14 protein-coding genes are annotated in these 14,708 nt (G+C 67.2%); 9 read left to right on the top strand and 5 right to left on the bottom strand.

From position 1 onward, the window contains the following. The first annotated feature begins 29 nt into the window (after positions 1–29). Positions 30–725: a dienelactone hydrolase family protein gene (locus tag CSW60_RS11420; RefSeq protein WP_099537347.1), complete on the top strand. Its 696-nt coding sequence runs from the start codon at positions 30–32 to the stop codon at positions 723–725. Continuing rightward, positions 725–1,690 carry a quinone oxidoreductase gene (locus CSW60_RS11425; protein ID WP_099537348.1) on the top strand — a complete coding sequence of 322 codons (966 nt, stop codon included), beginning with the start codon at positions 725–727 and terminating at the stop codon, positions 1,688–1,690. Before CSW60_RS11420 ends, CSW60_RS11425 begins: the two co-directional genes overlap by 1 nt. Positions 1,691–1,884: 194 nt before the next feature. Here the strand turns inward: CSW60_RS11425 and rho are convergent, their stop codons facing one another. The 4 genes from rho to hemE form a co-directional block, all read right to left on the bottom strand. Then, a complete protein-coding gene (rho, locus tag CSW60_RS11435; RefSeq protein ID WP_099537349.1) occupies positions 1,885–3,318 on the bottom strand; it encodes a transcription termination factor Rho in 1,434 nt (477 codons plus the stop codon). A gap of 256 nt (positions 3,319–3,574) precedes the next feature. Continuing rightward, entirely contained in the window at positions 3,575–4,090 is a 516-nt protein-coding gene (locus tag CSW60_RS11440) for a CopD family protein (protein WP_201723045.1), read from the bottom strand. Further along, positions 4,039–5,082, bottom strand: coding sequence for a ferrochelatase (gene hemH, locus CSW60_RS11445; protein ID WP_099537351.1), 1,044 nt, complete (start codon positions 5,080–5,082; stop codon positions 4,039–4,041). Before hemH ends, CSW60_RS11440 begins: the two co-directional genes overlap by 52 nt. Beyond that, complete coding sequence (hemE, locus tag CSW60_RS11450) at positions 5,079–6,134, bottom strand: uroporphyrinogen decarboxylase (RefSeq protein ID WP_099537352.1); 1,056 nt, start codon at positions 6,132–6,134, stop codon at positions 5,079–5,081. Before hemE ends, hemH begins: the two co-directional genes overlap by 4 nt. A gap of 446 nt (positions 6,135–6,580) precedes the next feature. Here hemE and CSW60_RS11455 point away from each other — a divergent pair, with 446 nt between their 5' ends. From CSW60_RS11455 to CSW60_RS11485, 7 genes are all read left to right on the top strand, one after another. After that, entirely contained in the window at positions 6,581–7,492 is a 912-nt protein-coding gene (locus CSW60_RS11455) for a pyruvate, water dikinase regulatory protein (RefSeq protein WP_099537353.1), read from the top strand. 5 nt (positions 7,493–7,497) lie between these two features. Further along, the gene (locus CSW60_RS11460) at positions 7,498–8,097 is read left to right on the top strand and encodes a Maf family protein (protein WP_099537354.1); all 600 of its coding nucleotides are present in this window, start codon (positions 7,498–7,500) and stop codon (positions 8,095–8,097) included. Continuing rightward, complete coding sequence (gene aroE / locus CSW60_RS11465; RefSeq protein ID WP_099537355.1) at positions 8,094–8,954, top strand: shikimate dehydrogenase; 861 nt, start codon at positions 8,094–8,096, stop codon at positions 8,952–8,954. Before CSW60_RS11460 ends, aroE begins: the two co-directional genes overlap by 4 nt. Continuing rightward, the gene (gene coaE, locus CSW60_RS11470) at positions 8,948–9,547 is read left to right on the top strand and encodes a dephospho-CoA kinase (RefSeq protein ID WP_099537356.1); all 600 of its coding nucleotides are present in this window, start codon (positions 8,948–8,950) and stop codon (positions 9,545–9,547) included. The genes aroE and coaE overlap by 7 nt, the downstream gene beginning before the upstream one ends. A gap of 31 nt (positions 9,548–9,578) precedes the next feature. Beyond that, entirely contained in the window at positions 9,579–10,292 is a 714-nt protein-coding gene (dnaQ, locus tag CSW60_RS11475; RefSeq protein WP_099537357.1) for a DNA polymerase III subunit epsilon, read from the top strand. 306 nt (positions 10,293–10,598) lie between these two features. Next, entirely contained in the window at positions 10,599–11,969 is a 1,371-nt protein-coding gene (locus CSW60_RS11480) for an OprO/OprP family phosphate-selective porin (protein ID WP_099537358.1), read from the top strand. Between the two features lie 40 nt (positions 11,970–12,009). Next, a complete protein-coding gene (locus CSW60_RS11485) occupies positions 12,010–13,821 on the top strand; it encodes a methyl-accepting chemotaxis protein (RefSeq protein WP_099537359.1) in 1,812 nt (603 codons plus the stop codon). Here CSW60_RS11485 and CSW60_RS11490 read toward each other — a convergent pair. After that, the gene (locus tag CSW60_RS11490; RefSeq protein WP_099537360.1) at positions 13,818–14,660 is read right to left on the bottom strand and encodes a helix-turn-helix transcriptional regulator; all 843 of its coding nucleotides are present in this window, start codon (positions 14,658–14,660) and stop codon (positions 13,818–13,820) included. The two genes, CSW60_RS11485 and CSW60_RS11490, sit on opposite strands and share 4 nt — an antisense overlap. Positions 14,661–14,708: the final 48 nt, after the last annotated feature.

Below are 14,708 nucleotides of genomic sequence, written 5' to 3' on the forward strand. Positions count from 1 at the left end.
GCAAGGGACCTGCACGACGGAGAGCCCCGATGAGCGAGACCCTCACCATCACCACGCCCGACGGCGAATTCAGCGCCTATGTCGCGCGCCCGAAGGCCGCCTCGGCGCCGGCCATCGTCGTCATCCAGGAAATCTTCGGCGTCAACAAGGTCATGCGCGATATCTGCGATGGCCTGGCCAGCCAAGGCTATGTCGCCATCTGCCCCGACCTCTTCTGGCGGATCGAGCCGGGCATCGACATCACCGATCAGTCGGAAGCCGAATGGAAGAAGGCCTTCGAGCTGTTCAACGCCTTCGACGTCGACGCCGGCGTCAACGATATCGCCGCGACCATCACCGCCGCCCGCAAGCTCGATGGCGTCAACGGCAAGGTCGGCGCGGTCGGTTACTGCCTGGGCGGCCTGCTGGCCTTCCTGACGGCGACGCGCACCGACGTCGACGCCTCGGTCTCGTACTACGGCGTCGGTCTGGAGAAGCATGTCGGCGAGGCCGAGAAATTGGCCCACCCGCTGCTGATGCACATCGCCGAGAAGGACCAGTTCGTCCCGCCCGAGGCTCAGCAGGTCATCCTGCAGGCGCTGAAGGATCACCCGCAGATCGAGCTGCACACCTATGCCGGCCGCGACCACGCCTTCGCCCGGGAGGGCGGCGCGCACTATGACGCCGCCGACGCGGCCAAGGCCAATGGCCGCAGCCTGACCTTCTTCCAGAAGGCGCTGGCCTGATGCTGGCCATCCAGTTCTCCCGCACGGGAGGGCCGGAGGTTCTGGAGGCGGTCGAGGTGGAGGTCCCCTCGCCCGCCGCCGGCCAGATCCTGGTCCGCCACGCGGCCGTCGGCTTGAACTATATCGACACCTACCACCGCTCGGGCCTCTATCCGGTGAAGCTACCGAGCGGCATCGGCCTTGAGGCAGCGGGGATGGTCGAGGCAATCGGCGAGGGCGTCACGCGGTTCAAGGTCGGCGACCGCGTGGCCTACAACGGGACCCTGGGCGCCTATGCCGAGGCGGCGGTCGTCCCGGCCGATCGCGCGGTGAAGGTCCCGGACGGGGTTAGCCTGGAGACGGCGGCCGCCGCCTTGCTCAAGGGCATGACGGCGGAGTTCTTGGTCCGGCGATGTTTCCACGTGAAACACGGCGACACCGTTTTGGTCCACGCGGCCGCCGGCGGTGTCGGCCAGATCCTGGTCCAGTGGTGCAAGAGCCTGGGCGCGACGGTGATCGCCACGGTCGGCTCCGAGTCCAAGGCCGCGATCGTCCGCGACCTCGGCGTGGATCACGTGATCGACTACAGCCACGAGGATGTCGCCGCCAAGGTCGCCGAGCTGACCGGCGGCCAGGGCGTCGCCGTCGTCTATGACGGCGTCGGCAAGGACACCTGGGCCGCCAGCCTGAAAAGCCTGGCGCGTCGTGGCGTGATGGTCACCTTCGGCAACGCCTCGGGTCCGGTCCCGCCGTTCGCGCCGCTGGAGCTGGGATCGAAATCGCTGTTCGTCACCCGCCCTCGCCTGTTCGACTACATCGCCACGACCGAGGAACTGGACGAGAGCGCCCAGGCGCTATTCGCGGTGCTCGGCTCGGGCGCGGTCAAGATCGACATCGGCCAGACCTTCCCGCTCGCCGAAGCGCGGGCGGCGCATGAGGCGCTGGAGGGTCGGCGGACGACGGGCGCGACGTTGCTTTTGCCGTAGGATAGATGCTCCCCCGCGTTGCGGGGGAGCTGTCGCGGAGCGACTGAGGGGGCCAGTGCTGCTCAGGCCGAGCTTGCCCCCTCCGGCCCTCTGGGCCACCTCCCCCGCATTGCGGGGGAGGATCTCTTGAGACAGCAAAAAAGGCCCCGGATCGCTCCGGGGCCTTTCTCGTATCCGACTGAGTCTGGCTGGACTCAGGTGTTCATCGACTGGAAGAAGTCGCCGTTCGTCTTCGACTGGCGCAGCTTGTCGAGCAGGAACTCGATCGCGTCCGAGGCGCCCATCGGGTTGAGGATGCGGCGCAGGACGTAGGTCTTCTGCAGCTGGTCGCGCGGCGTGATGAGCTCTTCCTTCCGGGTGCCCGACTTGAGCACGTCGATGGCCGGGAAGATGCGCTTGTCGGCCACCTTGCGGTCCAGAACGATTTCCGAGTTACCGGTGCCCTTGAACTCTTCGAAGATGACTTCATCCATGCGGCTGCCGGTGTCGATCAGGGCCGTGGCGATGATCGACAGCGAACCGCCCTCTTCCACATTACGCGCGGCGCCGAAGAAACGCTTCGGACGCTGCAGGGCGTTGGCGTCGACACCGCCGGTCAGCACCTTGCCCGACGACGGGACGGTGGTGTTGTAGGCGCGGCCCAGACGCGTGACCGAGTCCAGCAGGATGACGACGTCGCGCTTGTGCTCGACCAGGCGCTTGGCCTTTTCGATGACCATCTCGGCCACCTGGACGTGACGGGTCGCCGGCTCGTCAAAGGTCGAGGCGATGACCTCGCCCTTCACCGTGCGCTGCATGTCGGTGACTTCTTCCGGGCGCTCGTCGATCAAGAGGACGATCAGGTAGCACTCGGGGTGGTTGGTCTCGATCGACTTGGCGATGTTCTGCAGCATCACCGTCTTACCGACGCGCGGCGGGGCGACGATCAGGCAGCGCTGGCCCTTGCCCAGCGGGGCGACGATGTCGATCACTCGGCCCGAGCGATCCTTCACGGTCGGATCGGGCAGCTCCATGTTCAGGCGCTCTTCGGGATAGAGCGGCGTCAGGTTGTCGAAGTGCACCTTGTGGCGCACGTTCTCGGGGCTCTCGAAATTGATCTTCGAGACGCTGGTCAGGGCGAAGTAGCGCTCGCCTTCGCGCGGCGAGCGGATCGCGCCCTCGACGCTGTCGCCGGTGCGCAGGCCGTACTTCCGGATCTGCGAGGGCGAGACGTAGATGTCGTCCGGGCCCGGAAGATAGTTGGCTTCCGGCGAGCGCAGGAAGCCGAAGCCGTCCTGCAGCACTTCCATGGTGCCCGAGCCCGAGATCTCCACGCCTTCCTCGGCGAGGGTCTTCAGGATCGCGAACATCATGTCCTGCTTTCGCATGGAGTTGGCGTTCTCGACCTCGAAGGTCTCGGCGAACGCCAGCAGGTCGGCCGGGGATTTCTCCTTCAGCTCCTGCAGGGACATGGACTTCAGGCCCAGGGCCGCGACGGCCTCGGCGATGCCAGAGCCTTCGTCGTCGCCCTCGCCTTCCGCTTCGGCTTCGACCGAGGCTTCGGTGGCGACGTCGGCGGTGTCAGCGACGGTGTCTTCGATGGTCGCTTCTTCAGCGCCCGGGATTTGGTTTTCGGTTTCTTCGGTCATGACAAGACTCAAGGGTGGGCGCGGTCTCCACGACGGAGTCCGGCCGGTAGAACTTCATGGGTCACGCCCGGTAGGACCGGGACATGCGCGTCGATTGACGATGACGCGGATCGTTCGGGGGACGGACCTTGGAGCGGATCGCTCGCGGGGCGCGCCAGGACGGGCGCCAGTCCGTGAAAGGAGGCGGTTCACCGACAGCGAACCTATCGGCGATGCAAATCACGCGGCGGGCGGCGGGTCAAGCGCCGCGACCGGTCTAGTGGTTCAGGAACTTGGTCGTCACGGAGAGGACGATCACGATCGCCAGCACGAACGGGATCTCGTTGACCATCCGCCAGAACTTCTCCGAGCGGGGATATTCGCCCTTCTCGAACTTCTTGCGCGAGGCCGACAGAAAGCCGTGGAAGCCGTAGAGGCCAACCAGGGCGACCAGCTTGGTGGCCATCCAAGGCTCGAGGAGAAAGCTCCAGCCGCGGATCTGGCTGTCGGCGAGGATCAGGCCCAGGCCGAACAGCGCCGTGGCGATCGAGGCGGGATTGATGATCCCGCGCAGCAGGCGCCGCTCCATGACCACGAAGGTCTCGGCCATCTCCGAGCCGGGCGCCGCCTTGCTGTGATAGACGAACAGGCGCGGCAGGTAGAGCATCCCGGCCATGAAGGCGATGACCGACAGGATGTGAAGCCCGCGCACCAGGTTGAAGTGCGCCACCAGGAAATCCATCACGCGGCGGCTCCCTCTCGACGCGGGCACTTGGACCATTCGGCGCCGCAGCGCCAGCCGCAGGCCGGGGCCACCGAACCGGCGCGTTCAGCCAGGGCGTTCCGAACCGCGCCGGCCAGGCCGTCGATGAACTCGGGCGCGCCGCCCAGGGCCGGGACGCGGATGTACGGCGCGGCGCCGACCTCCTCAGCCAACTCGGCGTATTCGTGATCGAGCTCCACCAGGGTCTCAACGTGCTCGGAGACGAAGGCGATCGGGGTGATCATCACGCCCTTGCCCTCGGCGCCGGCGCGGCGGATCTCCTCGTCCGTCGAGGGACCGATCCACTTCAGCGGGCCGACCCGGCTCTGGTAGCAGACGGTCCAGTCAATCCCGGCCGGCAACTTGGCGGCGACGGCGGCGGCCGTGGCCTCGATCTGCTTCTGGTAGGGGTCGCCGGCCAGGATCACCTTCTCCGGCAGGCCGTGGGCTGAGAACAGCAGCCGGATGTTGGTCGGCGAACCGGCCTTCTCCCAGGTCTCGCGGATCATCCGGGCGTGGGCGTCGACGAGGCCGGCCTCGGTCGGATAGCAGCAGACCGTCGTCTCCGCGCCCGAGCCCTTGTAGGTCTTGCGCCAGGCCTTCAGCGACGAGCCGGTCGTGGTGGTCGAGAATTGCGGATAGAGCGGCAGCAGCACCACCTCGTCCGGCGCGAAGGCCGCGACCTGGCGCGCGGTCTCGCCGGTCAGCGGATGCCAGTAGCGCATGGCGATGAAGCACTTGGCCTCGACGCCGGGCAGAGCGACGGCCAGGGCCTTCTCGAGCGCCTCGGCCTGCTTCTTCGTCTCCGGCAGCAGCGGCGAGCCGCCGCCCATGATCGCGTAGTTGGCCTTGGCCGTCTTCTCGCGCGTGGTCGAGATCAGCGCGGCCAGCGGATAGCGGATCAGGGCGGGCGCGCCGATGATCGCCGGGTCGCGGAACAGGTTGAACAGGAATGGCCGCACGGCGCGCGGGCCATCGGGTCCGCCGAGATTGAACAGGACGACGGCGAGCTTCCTGCTCACTTGACCACCTTCTGTCCGGTCACCCGCTCCAGCACCGCCTCGACGTGCGCGATCGGCGTGTCCGGCAGGATCCCGTGCCCCAGGTTGAAGATATAGGGACCCTGGTTCCACTGTTCGAGCAGCTCGTCCACCCGCTTGAGCAGCGCGTCTCCGCCCGCCCGCAGCAGCAGCGGATCGAGCGCGCCCTGGATGGTCTTGGTCTTCTGGATCGATTGGCCGAGCTTGGCGCTGGCCTGGGTGTCGAGCGCGACGCCCTGCACCGGAACCTGGGCGGCGTAGCCCTCGACCAGGGCGCCGGCCCCGCGCGGGAAGCCGATGATCGGCACGGTGACGCCGCGGGCCCGCAGGCCCTCGACGATCTTCTTGTGCGGCTGGGTGACAAGACGATCGAACAGCGGCTCGGACAGGCCCTCGGCCCAGCTCTCGAACAGCTTCACGGCCTGGGCGCCGGCGTCCACCTGCATCGCCAGGTAATCGATGGTCGAATCGACCAGCACCTGGATCAGGGCGTCGGTCGTCTCGGGGTTCTGGTAGGCGAAGGTCCGCGCGCCGCTGCGATCGCTGGAGCCCTTCTCGATCATGTAGGTCGCCACGGTCCAGGGCGCGCCGGCGAAGCCGATCAGGGCCTTTGACGGATCGAGCGCCGAGCGAACCCGCGTCAGCGTCTCCCCGACGAGCGAGAGGGCCTTGCCCGCCTCGCCGGCCTTTTCGGCCATGGACTCGACCGAGGGCATGTCGCCGAGCTTCGGACCCTCGCCCGCCTCGAACCAGACCTTCTGGCCCAGGGCGCCGGGGATCAGCAGGATGTCGGCGAAGACGATCGCGGCGTCGAACGGGAACCGCCGCATCGGCTGCAGCGTGACCTCGGCGGCCTTCTCCGGATCGAAGCAGAAGCTGATGAAGTCGGGGGCCGTGGCGCGAACCGCCCGATACTCCGGCAGATACCGTCCCGCCTGCCGCATGAACCAGATGGGCGGATGGGCGTGCGATTGACCCGACAGCGCGGAGAGAAACTTCGGGGTCTGGCCGGGATTTTCGGAAGGCGACGTCATGGCTCGGGTTAAAGCCCGGCGCGGGCTTCGGCTCAAGCCCTCAGTCCCCTTAAGCCCTTTCTAACATATCTTAATAAGAAATTAGGTTTTGGAAGAGGGTGAGGGAGGGCAACTGCAAACCGTGGAAAACCCTGCGCGAAGGGCTGACTCCCACACCCGATCCGCCTTTGCCCACAAGGCCTCGCACATGTGCTTAACGCTCTGTTAATAATGTGGAAGGGTTTGCAGGGCCTTGAAGGTCTTAATGAAAACTTAATTAACGGCGGTGCGCGAAAGACCCCTCACGGGACTCTTCCCCCGACTTGGATAAGCGGGATTCAGACTTCGGGGGATGCGGGTCGGGCCTGGGGATGGTACGCGAGCAATGCGACCGTTGATCACAGCGGCGCCATGTCACGACGCCTCGCGGACCATTCGGCGCCCAGGCGTCCCCAGAGGCAGGGCAAGTGGTTAAACAACCGTTAACGGATGATCCACAGGAGAGTCACGGCGCCGGCGGCGAGGGCGAACGGTTGCCCCCGCGCTTCGCGACCTACTTCCACATCCATCTGGTGTCGGACTCGACGGGCGAGACGTTGAACGCCATGGCGCGAGCCGTGTGCGCCCGGTTCACCGACATCCTGCCGATCGAACATATCTATGCGCTGGTGCGTTCGACACGCCAGCTCGACCGGGCGCTTGAAGAGATCGCCGGCGCGCCGGGCGTGGTCATGCACACCATTGTCGATCCGGGCCTGCGTTCCGCGCTCGAGGAAGGCTGCCGTAAGCTGGAGATGCCTTGCATTGCCGCGCTCGACCCGGTGGTCAGCGCCATGTCGCGCTATCTGGGCGCGCGGATCTCGACGCGGGTCGGCGCCCAGCACGCCCTGACCAACGACTACTTCGATCGGATCGAGGCGCTGGATTACGCCATCGCTCACGATGACGGCCAAGGCGGCCAGGACCTGACCCAGGCCGACGTGATCCTGGTCGGCGTGTCGCGGACCTCCAAGACCCCGACCTGCATCTATCTGGCCCATCGCGGCGTGCGCGCCGCCAATGTGCCGCTGGTGCCGGGACGTCCGCCGCCGCCCGAGCTGTTCGAGCTCAAGAACACCCTGATCGTCGGTTTGATCACCTCGCCCGACCGGCTGATCCAGATCCGCCGCAACCGCCTGCTCTCCCTGAAGGAGAACCGCGAGAGCGACTATGTCGACGCCGACGCCGTGCGCCAGGAGATCATCGCCGCCCGCCGCTTGTTCGAGCGCCAGGGCTGGCCGGTGATCGACATCACCCGCCGCTCGGTCGAGGAGACCGCGGCCGCCGTGATCAACCTGCTGTCGGGCGGTCGCGGCAAGGTCGAGGTCCTGGGAGCCTGACGCCGTTGACGCTGACTCCCGTAACCCTGGCGTCCAAGAGCTCGGCCCGCCAGATGATCCTGAAGAACGCCGGCGTCGCCTTCGAGGCGGTCGGTTCGGGCGTCGACGAGGACGCCGCCAAGGCGGCGCTGCTGGCCGAGGCGGTCACACCCCGCGATGTCGCCGACGCCCTGGCCGAGATGAAGGCGGTCAAGGTCTCGACCAAGCGGCCTGGTCTCGTGATCGGCGCGGACCAGACGCTCGACCTTCGCGGCAAGCTGATCGACAAGGTCGACACGCTGGACGAGGCCCGTTCGCGCCTGCTGGAACTGCGCGGGCAGGTCCACAAACTGCACTCGGCCGTGGTCGTGGCGCGCGACGGCCAGCCGATCTGGCGGATCGTCGAGACCGCCAAGCTGTCGGTGCGCCCGTTCAGCGAGGCCTGGCTCGACCAGTATATAGAGCGCCGCGGCGAGGCCCTGCTGTGGTCGGTCGGTTGCTACGAGCTCGAGAGCGAGGGCGTGCAGCTGTTCGACCAGATCGACGGGGACTACTTCGCCATACTGGGTCTGCCTCTGGTCGGACTCCTGGACTTCCTGCGTCTCCACGGAGCCCTGGTCGCATGAGTTCGACAATTTCGGGCGCGGCCGTCGTCGGCGGCGTCTGCGGTCAGCCGATCAAGCATTCGATGAGCCCTGTGATCCACAACGCCTGGATCGCGGCGGCGGGCCTCGACGCGGCCTATGTGCCCTTCGCCCCGGCGGCCGACCGGTTCGAGACCTTCGTCGACGGCCTGCGCGGCGGCGCGGTGCGCGGGGTCAATGTCACGATCCCCTTCAAGGAGCGAGCCCTGGCGATGGCCGACACCGCCAGCGACCTGGCCAAGATGGCTGGGGCGGCGAACCTCCTGCTGTTCGCGGCGGACGGCTCCGTCCATGCCGACAATACCGACGGGCCGGGCCTGCTCGGCGCGGTCGAGGCCCAGGCGCAGGGCTTCGACGTCACGGCCGCGCCGGTCGTGATCCTCGGCGCCGGCGGCGCGGCCCGGGGCGCCGTGGCCGCCCTGCTGCTGGCCGGCGCGCCGGAGATCCGCATCGTCAATCGCACCCTGGCCCGCGCCCAGGAGCTGGCCGACGCGTTTGGCTCTAGGGTGCTGGCGGCCGAGGAGACCACCCTGCCCGGCCTCCTGGCCGACGCCGGCCTGGTCATCAACGCCACCTCGCTGGGACTGGGCGGGGGCGAGGGTCCAGCGGCGGATCTTTCGCTCACCCCCAAGACGGCGGTGGTCATGGACATGGTCTACAAGCCCCTGCGCACCGAGTTCTTGCGCCGCGCCGAAGCGGCGGGTCGTCGGACGGTGGATGGCCTGGAGATGCTGCTCCGCCAGGCCATACCGACCTTCGAGGCGATCTACGGCGTCGCCCCCTCGCCGGCTGTCGATGTGCGCGGCATGGCCCTCAAACTTCTAGGTGAATCATGCTGATCCTGGGCCTGACCGGATCGATCGGAATGGGCAAGTCGACGACCGCGGCCATGTTCGAGGCCGAGGGCGTTCCCGTCTACGATTCCGACGCCGCCGTTCATGCGCTTTACGCCGCCGGCGGCGCGGCCGTCGCGCCGGTCGAGGCCGCCTTCCCGGGCGTCGTCACCGACGGCGCGATCGATCGGGCCAAGCTCAGCGCCAAGGTCGTCGGGAACCCCGAGGCCCTGGCCAAGCTGGAATCCATTGTCCACCCTCTGGTCGGCGCGGATCGCATCGGCTTCTTCCAGAAAGCCCAGGCCGAGGGCCACGACATCGTCGTGCTGGACGTGCCGCTGCTGTTCGAGACCGGCGGCCAGAAAAGCGTTCACAAGGTCGTCGTCGTCTCGGCCCCGCCCGAGGTGCAGCGCGCCCGCGTCCTGGCCCGCCCCGAAATGACCCCCGAGAAGTTCGAGGCGATCCTGGCCCGCCAGTTGCCCGACGCCGAAAAGCGCGCCCGGGCGGATTTCGTCATCGACACCGGCCAGGGCGTCGAGGCCGCTCGAGCGCAGGTCCGCGACCTTCTGACTCTGTTGAGAACTTCCGGTCCCGCTTGAAGCCGGGGTCGAACGGTCGCAAAGAAGGCTCATGGCCCGCGAGATCATCCTCGACACCGAAACGACCGGCTTCGATCCCAAGACGGGCGACCGCCTGGTTGAAATCGGCTGCATCGAGGTGGTCGACTTCATGCCAACCGGCCGTTCGTTCCACGAATATTGCGACCCGCTTCGAGACATGCCGGCCGAGGCCGAGAAGGTCCACGGCCTCTCCAGCGCCTTCCTGACCGGCAAGCCCAAGTTCCACGAGATCGCCGACCGCTTCGTCGAGTTCGTCGGCGACAGCGTGGTCGTCGCCCACAACGCCGCCTTCGACCGGCAGTTCGTGAACTTCGAGCTGGAGAAGTGCGGCCGCGCCCCGATCCACGAGGATCGCTGGGTCGACACGCTGGCGATGGCCAAGAAGCGCTTCCCGGGTATGTACAACTCGCTCGACGCGCTGTGCAAACGCTTCAAGATCAGCCTGGAAAGCCGCGACAAGCACGGCGCCCTGATCGACGCCCACCTGCTGGCCGAGGTCTATCTCGAGCTTCAGGGCGGCAAGGAGCGCGCGCTGGAGCTGACCCATGTGGTCGAGACGCTGGCCGTGTCGGCCGCCGTCCAGGGATCCTACGGCGCCCGCGCCCGTCCCCTCGCCCCGCGCTCGACCGACGCCGAGCGCGAGGTCCATGCCGCCTGGGTTCGCAAGAACCTCAAGGAGCAGGCCTTGTGGATCAAGTTCGGGGTCGTCGCCGCGGAAGGCTGACCCCGGCCGCGTCAAGCCCGTCGGCCCTCGCCAGTCACCATCGGCGCCCGAGCGTCCGGAAGGTTGCCAGCCCCTGCGCGCGCAACTCAAAGGTCATCCTTGAGAGAACACCGATATTCAGAAGACATGTGAGGAACTGCTTCAGATATTGACCGCCAGATAGGTCATATTGTCGCGCCTCACGATGTATTAATCACGAATTCACCGCCCGAGCCGATCAACTTCGCCCAACAATTCTGGTTTTCTCAGAAAACAGGGCCGTCTCTCGTGCGCAAAATATTCTCCGTAACTCTGCTGGCGGCTTCCATGCTTGCCAGCGTCGCCGCCGCCCAAGAGGCGCCGTCGTCGGACGCCGCCTCGCTCGAAGAGCTGAAGGCGCAGATCAAGGTCATGCAGGAGCGTCTGCAGTCGCTGGAGACCAAGGCCGCCGCCAAGCCCGCGGCCGCGCCGGCCACCGCCACCCAGATCAAATGGGAAGGTTCGCCCCGCTTCACCGACGCCAGCGGCGCGACCTTCAAGCTGCGCGGCCGCGTGATGGTCGACGGCGTCAACGTCAATGTCGATCGCGACACCGGCGCCTCGTACAAGGCGCGCCAGTACCGCGCCCGCCAGGTGTTCCTGGGCGCGGAGGGAACGTTCGGCCAGTGGGCCTATCGCATCGAGGGCGGCGCGGCTAACGGCGGCGCCTGGGGCTGGGACGACGCGGTCATTGAATACAAGACCAAGAACGGCGTGCTGCTGACGGTCGGCAATCAGAAGACCGCCGGCCTGGAGAACCTCACCTCGATCAAGACCATGACGTTCATGGAGCGCGGCCCGTTCGGCGACCTGAACGACAACGGCTTCGTGCTGGCCGCCCAGGTCACCAAGATCGGCAAGAACTGGTCGCTGCGGGGCGCGCTGCAGGGCGACTCGATCAACAAGGCCGATGTCTCGGGCGGCTATGACGCCAACAACGCCAAGGAACGCTCGGGCTTCGCGGTTCGCGGCAGCTGGGCGCCGGTCATGACCCCGACCGACACCATTCACCTGGGCGCCTCGATGCGCTACCGCGACTCCGGCGGCGAGACGGGCTTCACCTATTCGGCCACCGCCAATACGGCCTACAAGCCGCAGACCTCGGCCGGCGGGGTTCTGTTGTCGACCGGCGCCGTCGGCAAGAGCGACACCACCGTGGCCGCCGAAGCGGCGTGGGCCCACAAGAACGTCTCGGTGCAAGGCGAGGTCGCCCGCATCAAGGTCAACCGCGTGACCACGACCCAAAGCGCGGCCAATGGCGGTCCCGACTTCAACATCGTCACGGGCTACGCCTCGGCCAGCTGGTTCCCGACCGGCGAGACCCGTCCGTATAGCGCGGGCGGTCAATTCGGGAAGATCAAGATCCTGCACCCGATCGACAAGGGCGGCATGGGCGCCTTCGAGCTGGCGGGCCGCTACGACTATGCGGATCTGACCAAGATGAGCCCGAACGCGGTGACCGCCCTGGCCAGCCAGCCGGGCCTGGCGACGGCCGGCACCTACAAGGGTCTGACCGCCGGCGTGAACTGGTACCCCTACAACAACGTCCGCTTCATGGCGAACGTCACCAAGGCCAAGGTCAACAATCGCCGCATCGGCACGGTTGAAAACGACGCCGACGTGACAGTCGTTCAAGCTCGCATGCAGATCGAATTCTAGGTCGATCTTTCCTCAACTTCGCGCGGTCTGGAGACCCCGGATGTCTTTCCTGAAGAACATCTCGATCCGTAACAAGATCATGCTGTCGTTCGGTCTTCTGCTGGCCGCGGCCGTGGCGATGATCGTCAGCGTCTTCCTGCAGCTCAACAGCATGCAGGCGGCCATCAAGCTGAACGATGAGAGCAAGTCGATCATCGAACAGACCCACACCGCCGAGAAGGGGGCCCTGCGCGTGAATTCCCAGATGCGCGGGATTCTGCTGACGGGCAGCGTCAAGTACATGAAGTCCTACGACGAGGGCCTGAAGGGCTTCAACGACGCCATCGCCAAACTGGACACCCAGAACCTGACGGATCAGGAAGCCGCTGACCTTAAGAAGGTGAAGGCTGACTGGCAGACCTGGATGGACACCTATGGCAAGCCGCTGACCCTCGCGGGTCTCGACCCCGCCCACCAAGAGGAGGGTCGTCAGACCCTCACTCAGGCCGGCGAAAAGGCGCGGGTGACCCATATCATCAAGCGCCTGGGAGAAATCCGCTCGGCCGAGCAGGCCCGGATGGCCGTGCGCGAGGCCGCCCAGCACAAGGCGATCTTCTCGTCGGTCGCCATGCTGATCGGCGGCGGCCTGGGCCTCGTGGCCATCGCCGTGGGCATGGGCTGGCAGTTGACGACCCTGGTCGCCGCGCCGGTCGGCCGCATGACCCAGTCGATGCTGCGCCTCGCCGACGGCGACTTCGAGGTCGAGACGCCCGACCGCGACCGCGCCGACGAGGTGGGTTCGCTGTCGCGGGCTTTCGAGACCTTCAAGGAAAACAGCCTCAAGGCCCTTCGCCTCGAGCAGGAAACCGGCGCCATGCGCGAGGCCGGCGAGGCCGAGCGCGCCAAGACCGAGGCCCAGCGCGCCCGGGAAGCAGCCGAGGATCGCGCCGCGATCGAGGCGCTGGGCAAGGGCCTGCACGCCCTGTCGACCGGCGACCTGACGCACCGCATCACAGAGCAGCTCTCGCCCAAGACCGAGCAGTTGAAGGACGACTTCAACGCCTCGATCGCCAAGCTGGAGAGCGTGATGGCGGGCGTCCGCCACGCGGTCATGACCATCAGCGGCGGGGCGCGCGAAATCTCGGCCGCCTCCGACGACCTGTCGCGCCGCACCGAACAGCAGGCCGCCAGCCTGGAAGAGACCGCCGCGGCGCTGGAAGAGATCACCGCCACGGTCAACAAGACCGCGGAAGGCGCCGGCCACGCTCGAGCGGCCGTCAGCGGCGCCAAGACCGACGCCGAGAGCGGCGGCCAGATCGCCGAGCGCGCGGTCGCCGCCATGAGCGAGATCGAAAGCTCGTCCAGCCAGATCAGCCAGATCATCGGGGTGATCGACGAGATCGCCTTCCAGACCAACCTGCTGGCTCTGAACGCGGGCGTCGAAGCCGCGCGGGCGGGTGAAGCCGGCCGCGGCTTCGCGGTCGTCGCCCAGGAAGTCCGGGCCCTGGCCCAGCGCTCGGCCGACGCCGCCAAGGAGATCAAGTCGCTGATCACCCTGTCGACCAACCAGGTCACGACGGGCGTCGAGCTGGTCGGTCAGACGGGCAAGGCGCTGGAAAGCATCGTCGCCAAGGTGATCGACGTCAGCGGGATCGTCAGCGAAATCGCCGCCTCGGCCCGCGAACAGGCCACCGGCCTGGGCGAAGTCAATGTCGCGGTGAACCAGATGGACCAGGTGACGCAACAGAACGCCGCCATGGTCGAGGAAGCCACCGCCGCCAGCCACAGCCTGGCGACCGAGGCCGACGACCTGGCCCGCCTGATGAGCCAGTTCAAGGTCAGCGAAAGCGCGGCGCGGGCCCTGGCGGCCTAGCGCCGCGCTTCGCCGAGGAGCGCGCCGAGCCGCTCGACGGTTTCGACCTGCATCGGGTTGTAGACGATCATCCCGAGATCAGGTCGACCGTCGACGGCGAAGCCGGAATATTCGAACGCCACCTCGCCCAGCAGCGGATGCCGCAGCCGCTTCACCCCCTCGTGGTGGGCGCTGACATCGTTGGCGGCCCACATCGCGGCGAAGTCGGGGCTGCGTCGGCTGAGCTCTTCGATCAGGGCGGCGGCGGCGGCCTCGGCCCCCGCGCCGGCGCGCGCCACATCCACCCGGAACGCCGACACCACAAACCGGGCCACCGCCTCCCAATCGAAATTGGCCGCGCGGGAACGTGGATTGCAGAAAATCCGGCGCAGGATGTTGCGATCCTCCGGCGCCGCCGCGCCGTAGTCGCCAAAGACCAGGGTGGCGGCGCGGTTCCAGCCCACCACGTCCCACGTCAGGGTCTTGATCATGGCCGGGCTGGGATCCAGCGCGTCGAGGACGCGCTGAAGCCGGGGTGAAATGTCCTGCGTCTCGCGATAGCGGGGCTCGGGCGGGCGGCCCAAGCCCAGCAGGAACAGGTGCTCGCGCTCCACGTCGGTGAGCATCAGGGCCCGAGCGATACGGTCCAGCACGTCGGCGGACGGCGCGCCGCCTCGTCCCTGCTCCAGCCAAGTGTACCAGGTGGCGCTGATGTGGGCGCGTTGGGCGACCTCCTCCCGGCGCAGTCCGGGCGTGCGCCGCCGCGCGCCGGCGAACCCCAGCGCGACGGGATCCAGCCGCGCGCGGCGATCGCGCAGATAGGCGCCTAGTCGGTTCTCCGTGGTGGTCAGCGCGTTCAACCTGTTAGCCTCTATACCCGTATAAGATCACTACTTTAACAGGATAAC

Origin of the sequence: Caulobacter sp. X (genome assembly GCF_002742635.1) — a bacterium.
Lineage (GTDB): Bacteria > Pseudomonadota > Alphaproteobacteria > Caulobacterales > Caulobacteraceae > Caulobacter.

Bases quoted from the DNA above. Each gene is read 5' to 3' on its own strand.
- hemE (WP_099537352.1), bottom strand. From the start codon at position 6,134: ATGACGTCGCCTTCCGAAAATCCCGGCCAGACCCCGAAGTTTCTCTCC.
- CSW60_RS11480 (WP_099537358.1), top strand. From the start codon at position 10,599: ATGCTTGCCAGCGTCGCCGCCGCCCAAGAGGCGCCGTCGTCGGACGCC.
- coaE (WP_099537356.1), top strand. From the start codon at position 8,948: ATGCTGATCCTGGGCCTGACCGGATCGATCGGAATGGGCAAGTCGACG.
- CSW60_RS11420 (WP_099537347.1), top strand. From the start codon at position 30: ATGAGCGAGACCCTCACCATCACCACGCCCGACGGCGAATTCAGCGCC.
- CSW60_RS11425 (WP_099537348.1), top strand. From the start codon at position 725: ATGCTGGCCATCCAGTTCTCCCGCACGGGAGGGCCGGAGGTTCTGGAG.
- aroE (WP_099537355.1), top strand. From the start codon at position 8,094: ATGAGTTCGACAATTTCGGGCGCGGCCGTCGTCGGCGGCGTCTGCGGT.
- rho (WP_099537349.1), bottom strand. From the start codon at position 3,318: ATGACCGAAGAAACCGAAAACCAAATCCCGGGCGCTGAAGAAGCGACC.
- CSW60_RS11485 (WP_099537359.1), top strand. From the start codon at position 12,010: ATGTCTTTCCTGAAGAACATCTCGATCCGTAACAAGATCATGCTGTCG.
- dnaQ (WP_099537357.1), top strand. From the start codon at position 9,579: ATGGCCCGCGAGATCATCCTCGACACCGAAACGACCGGCTTCGATCCC.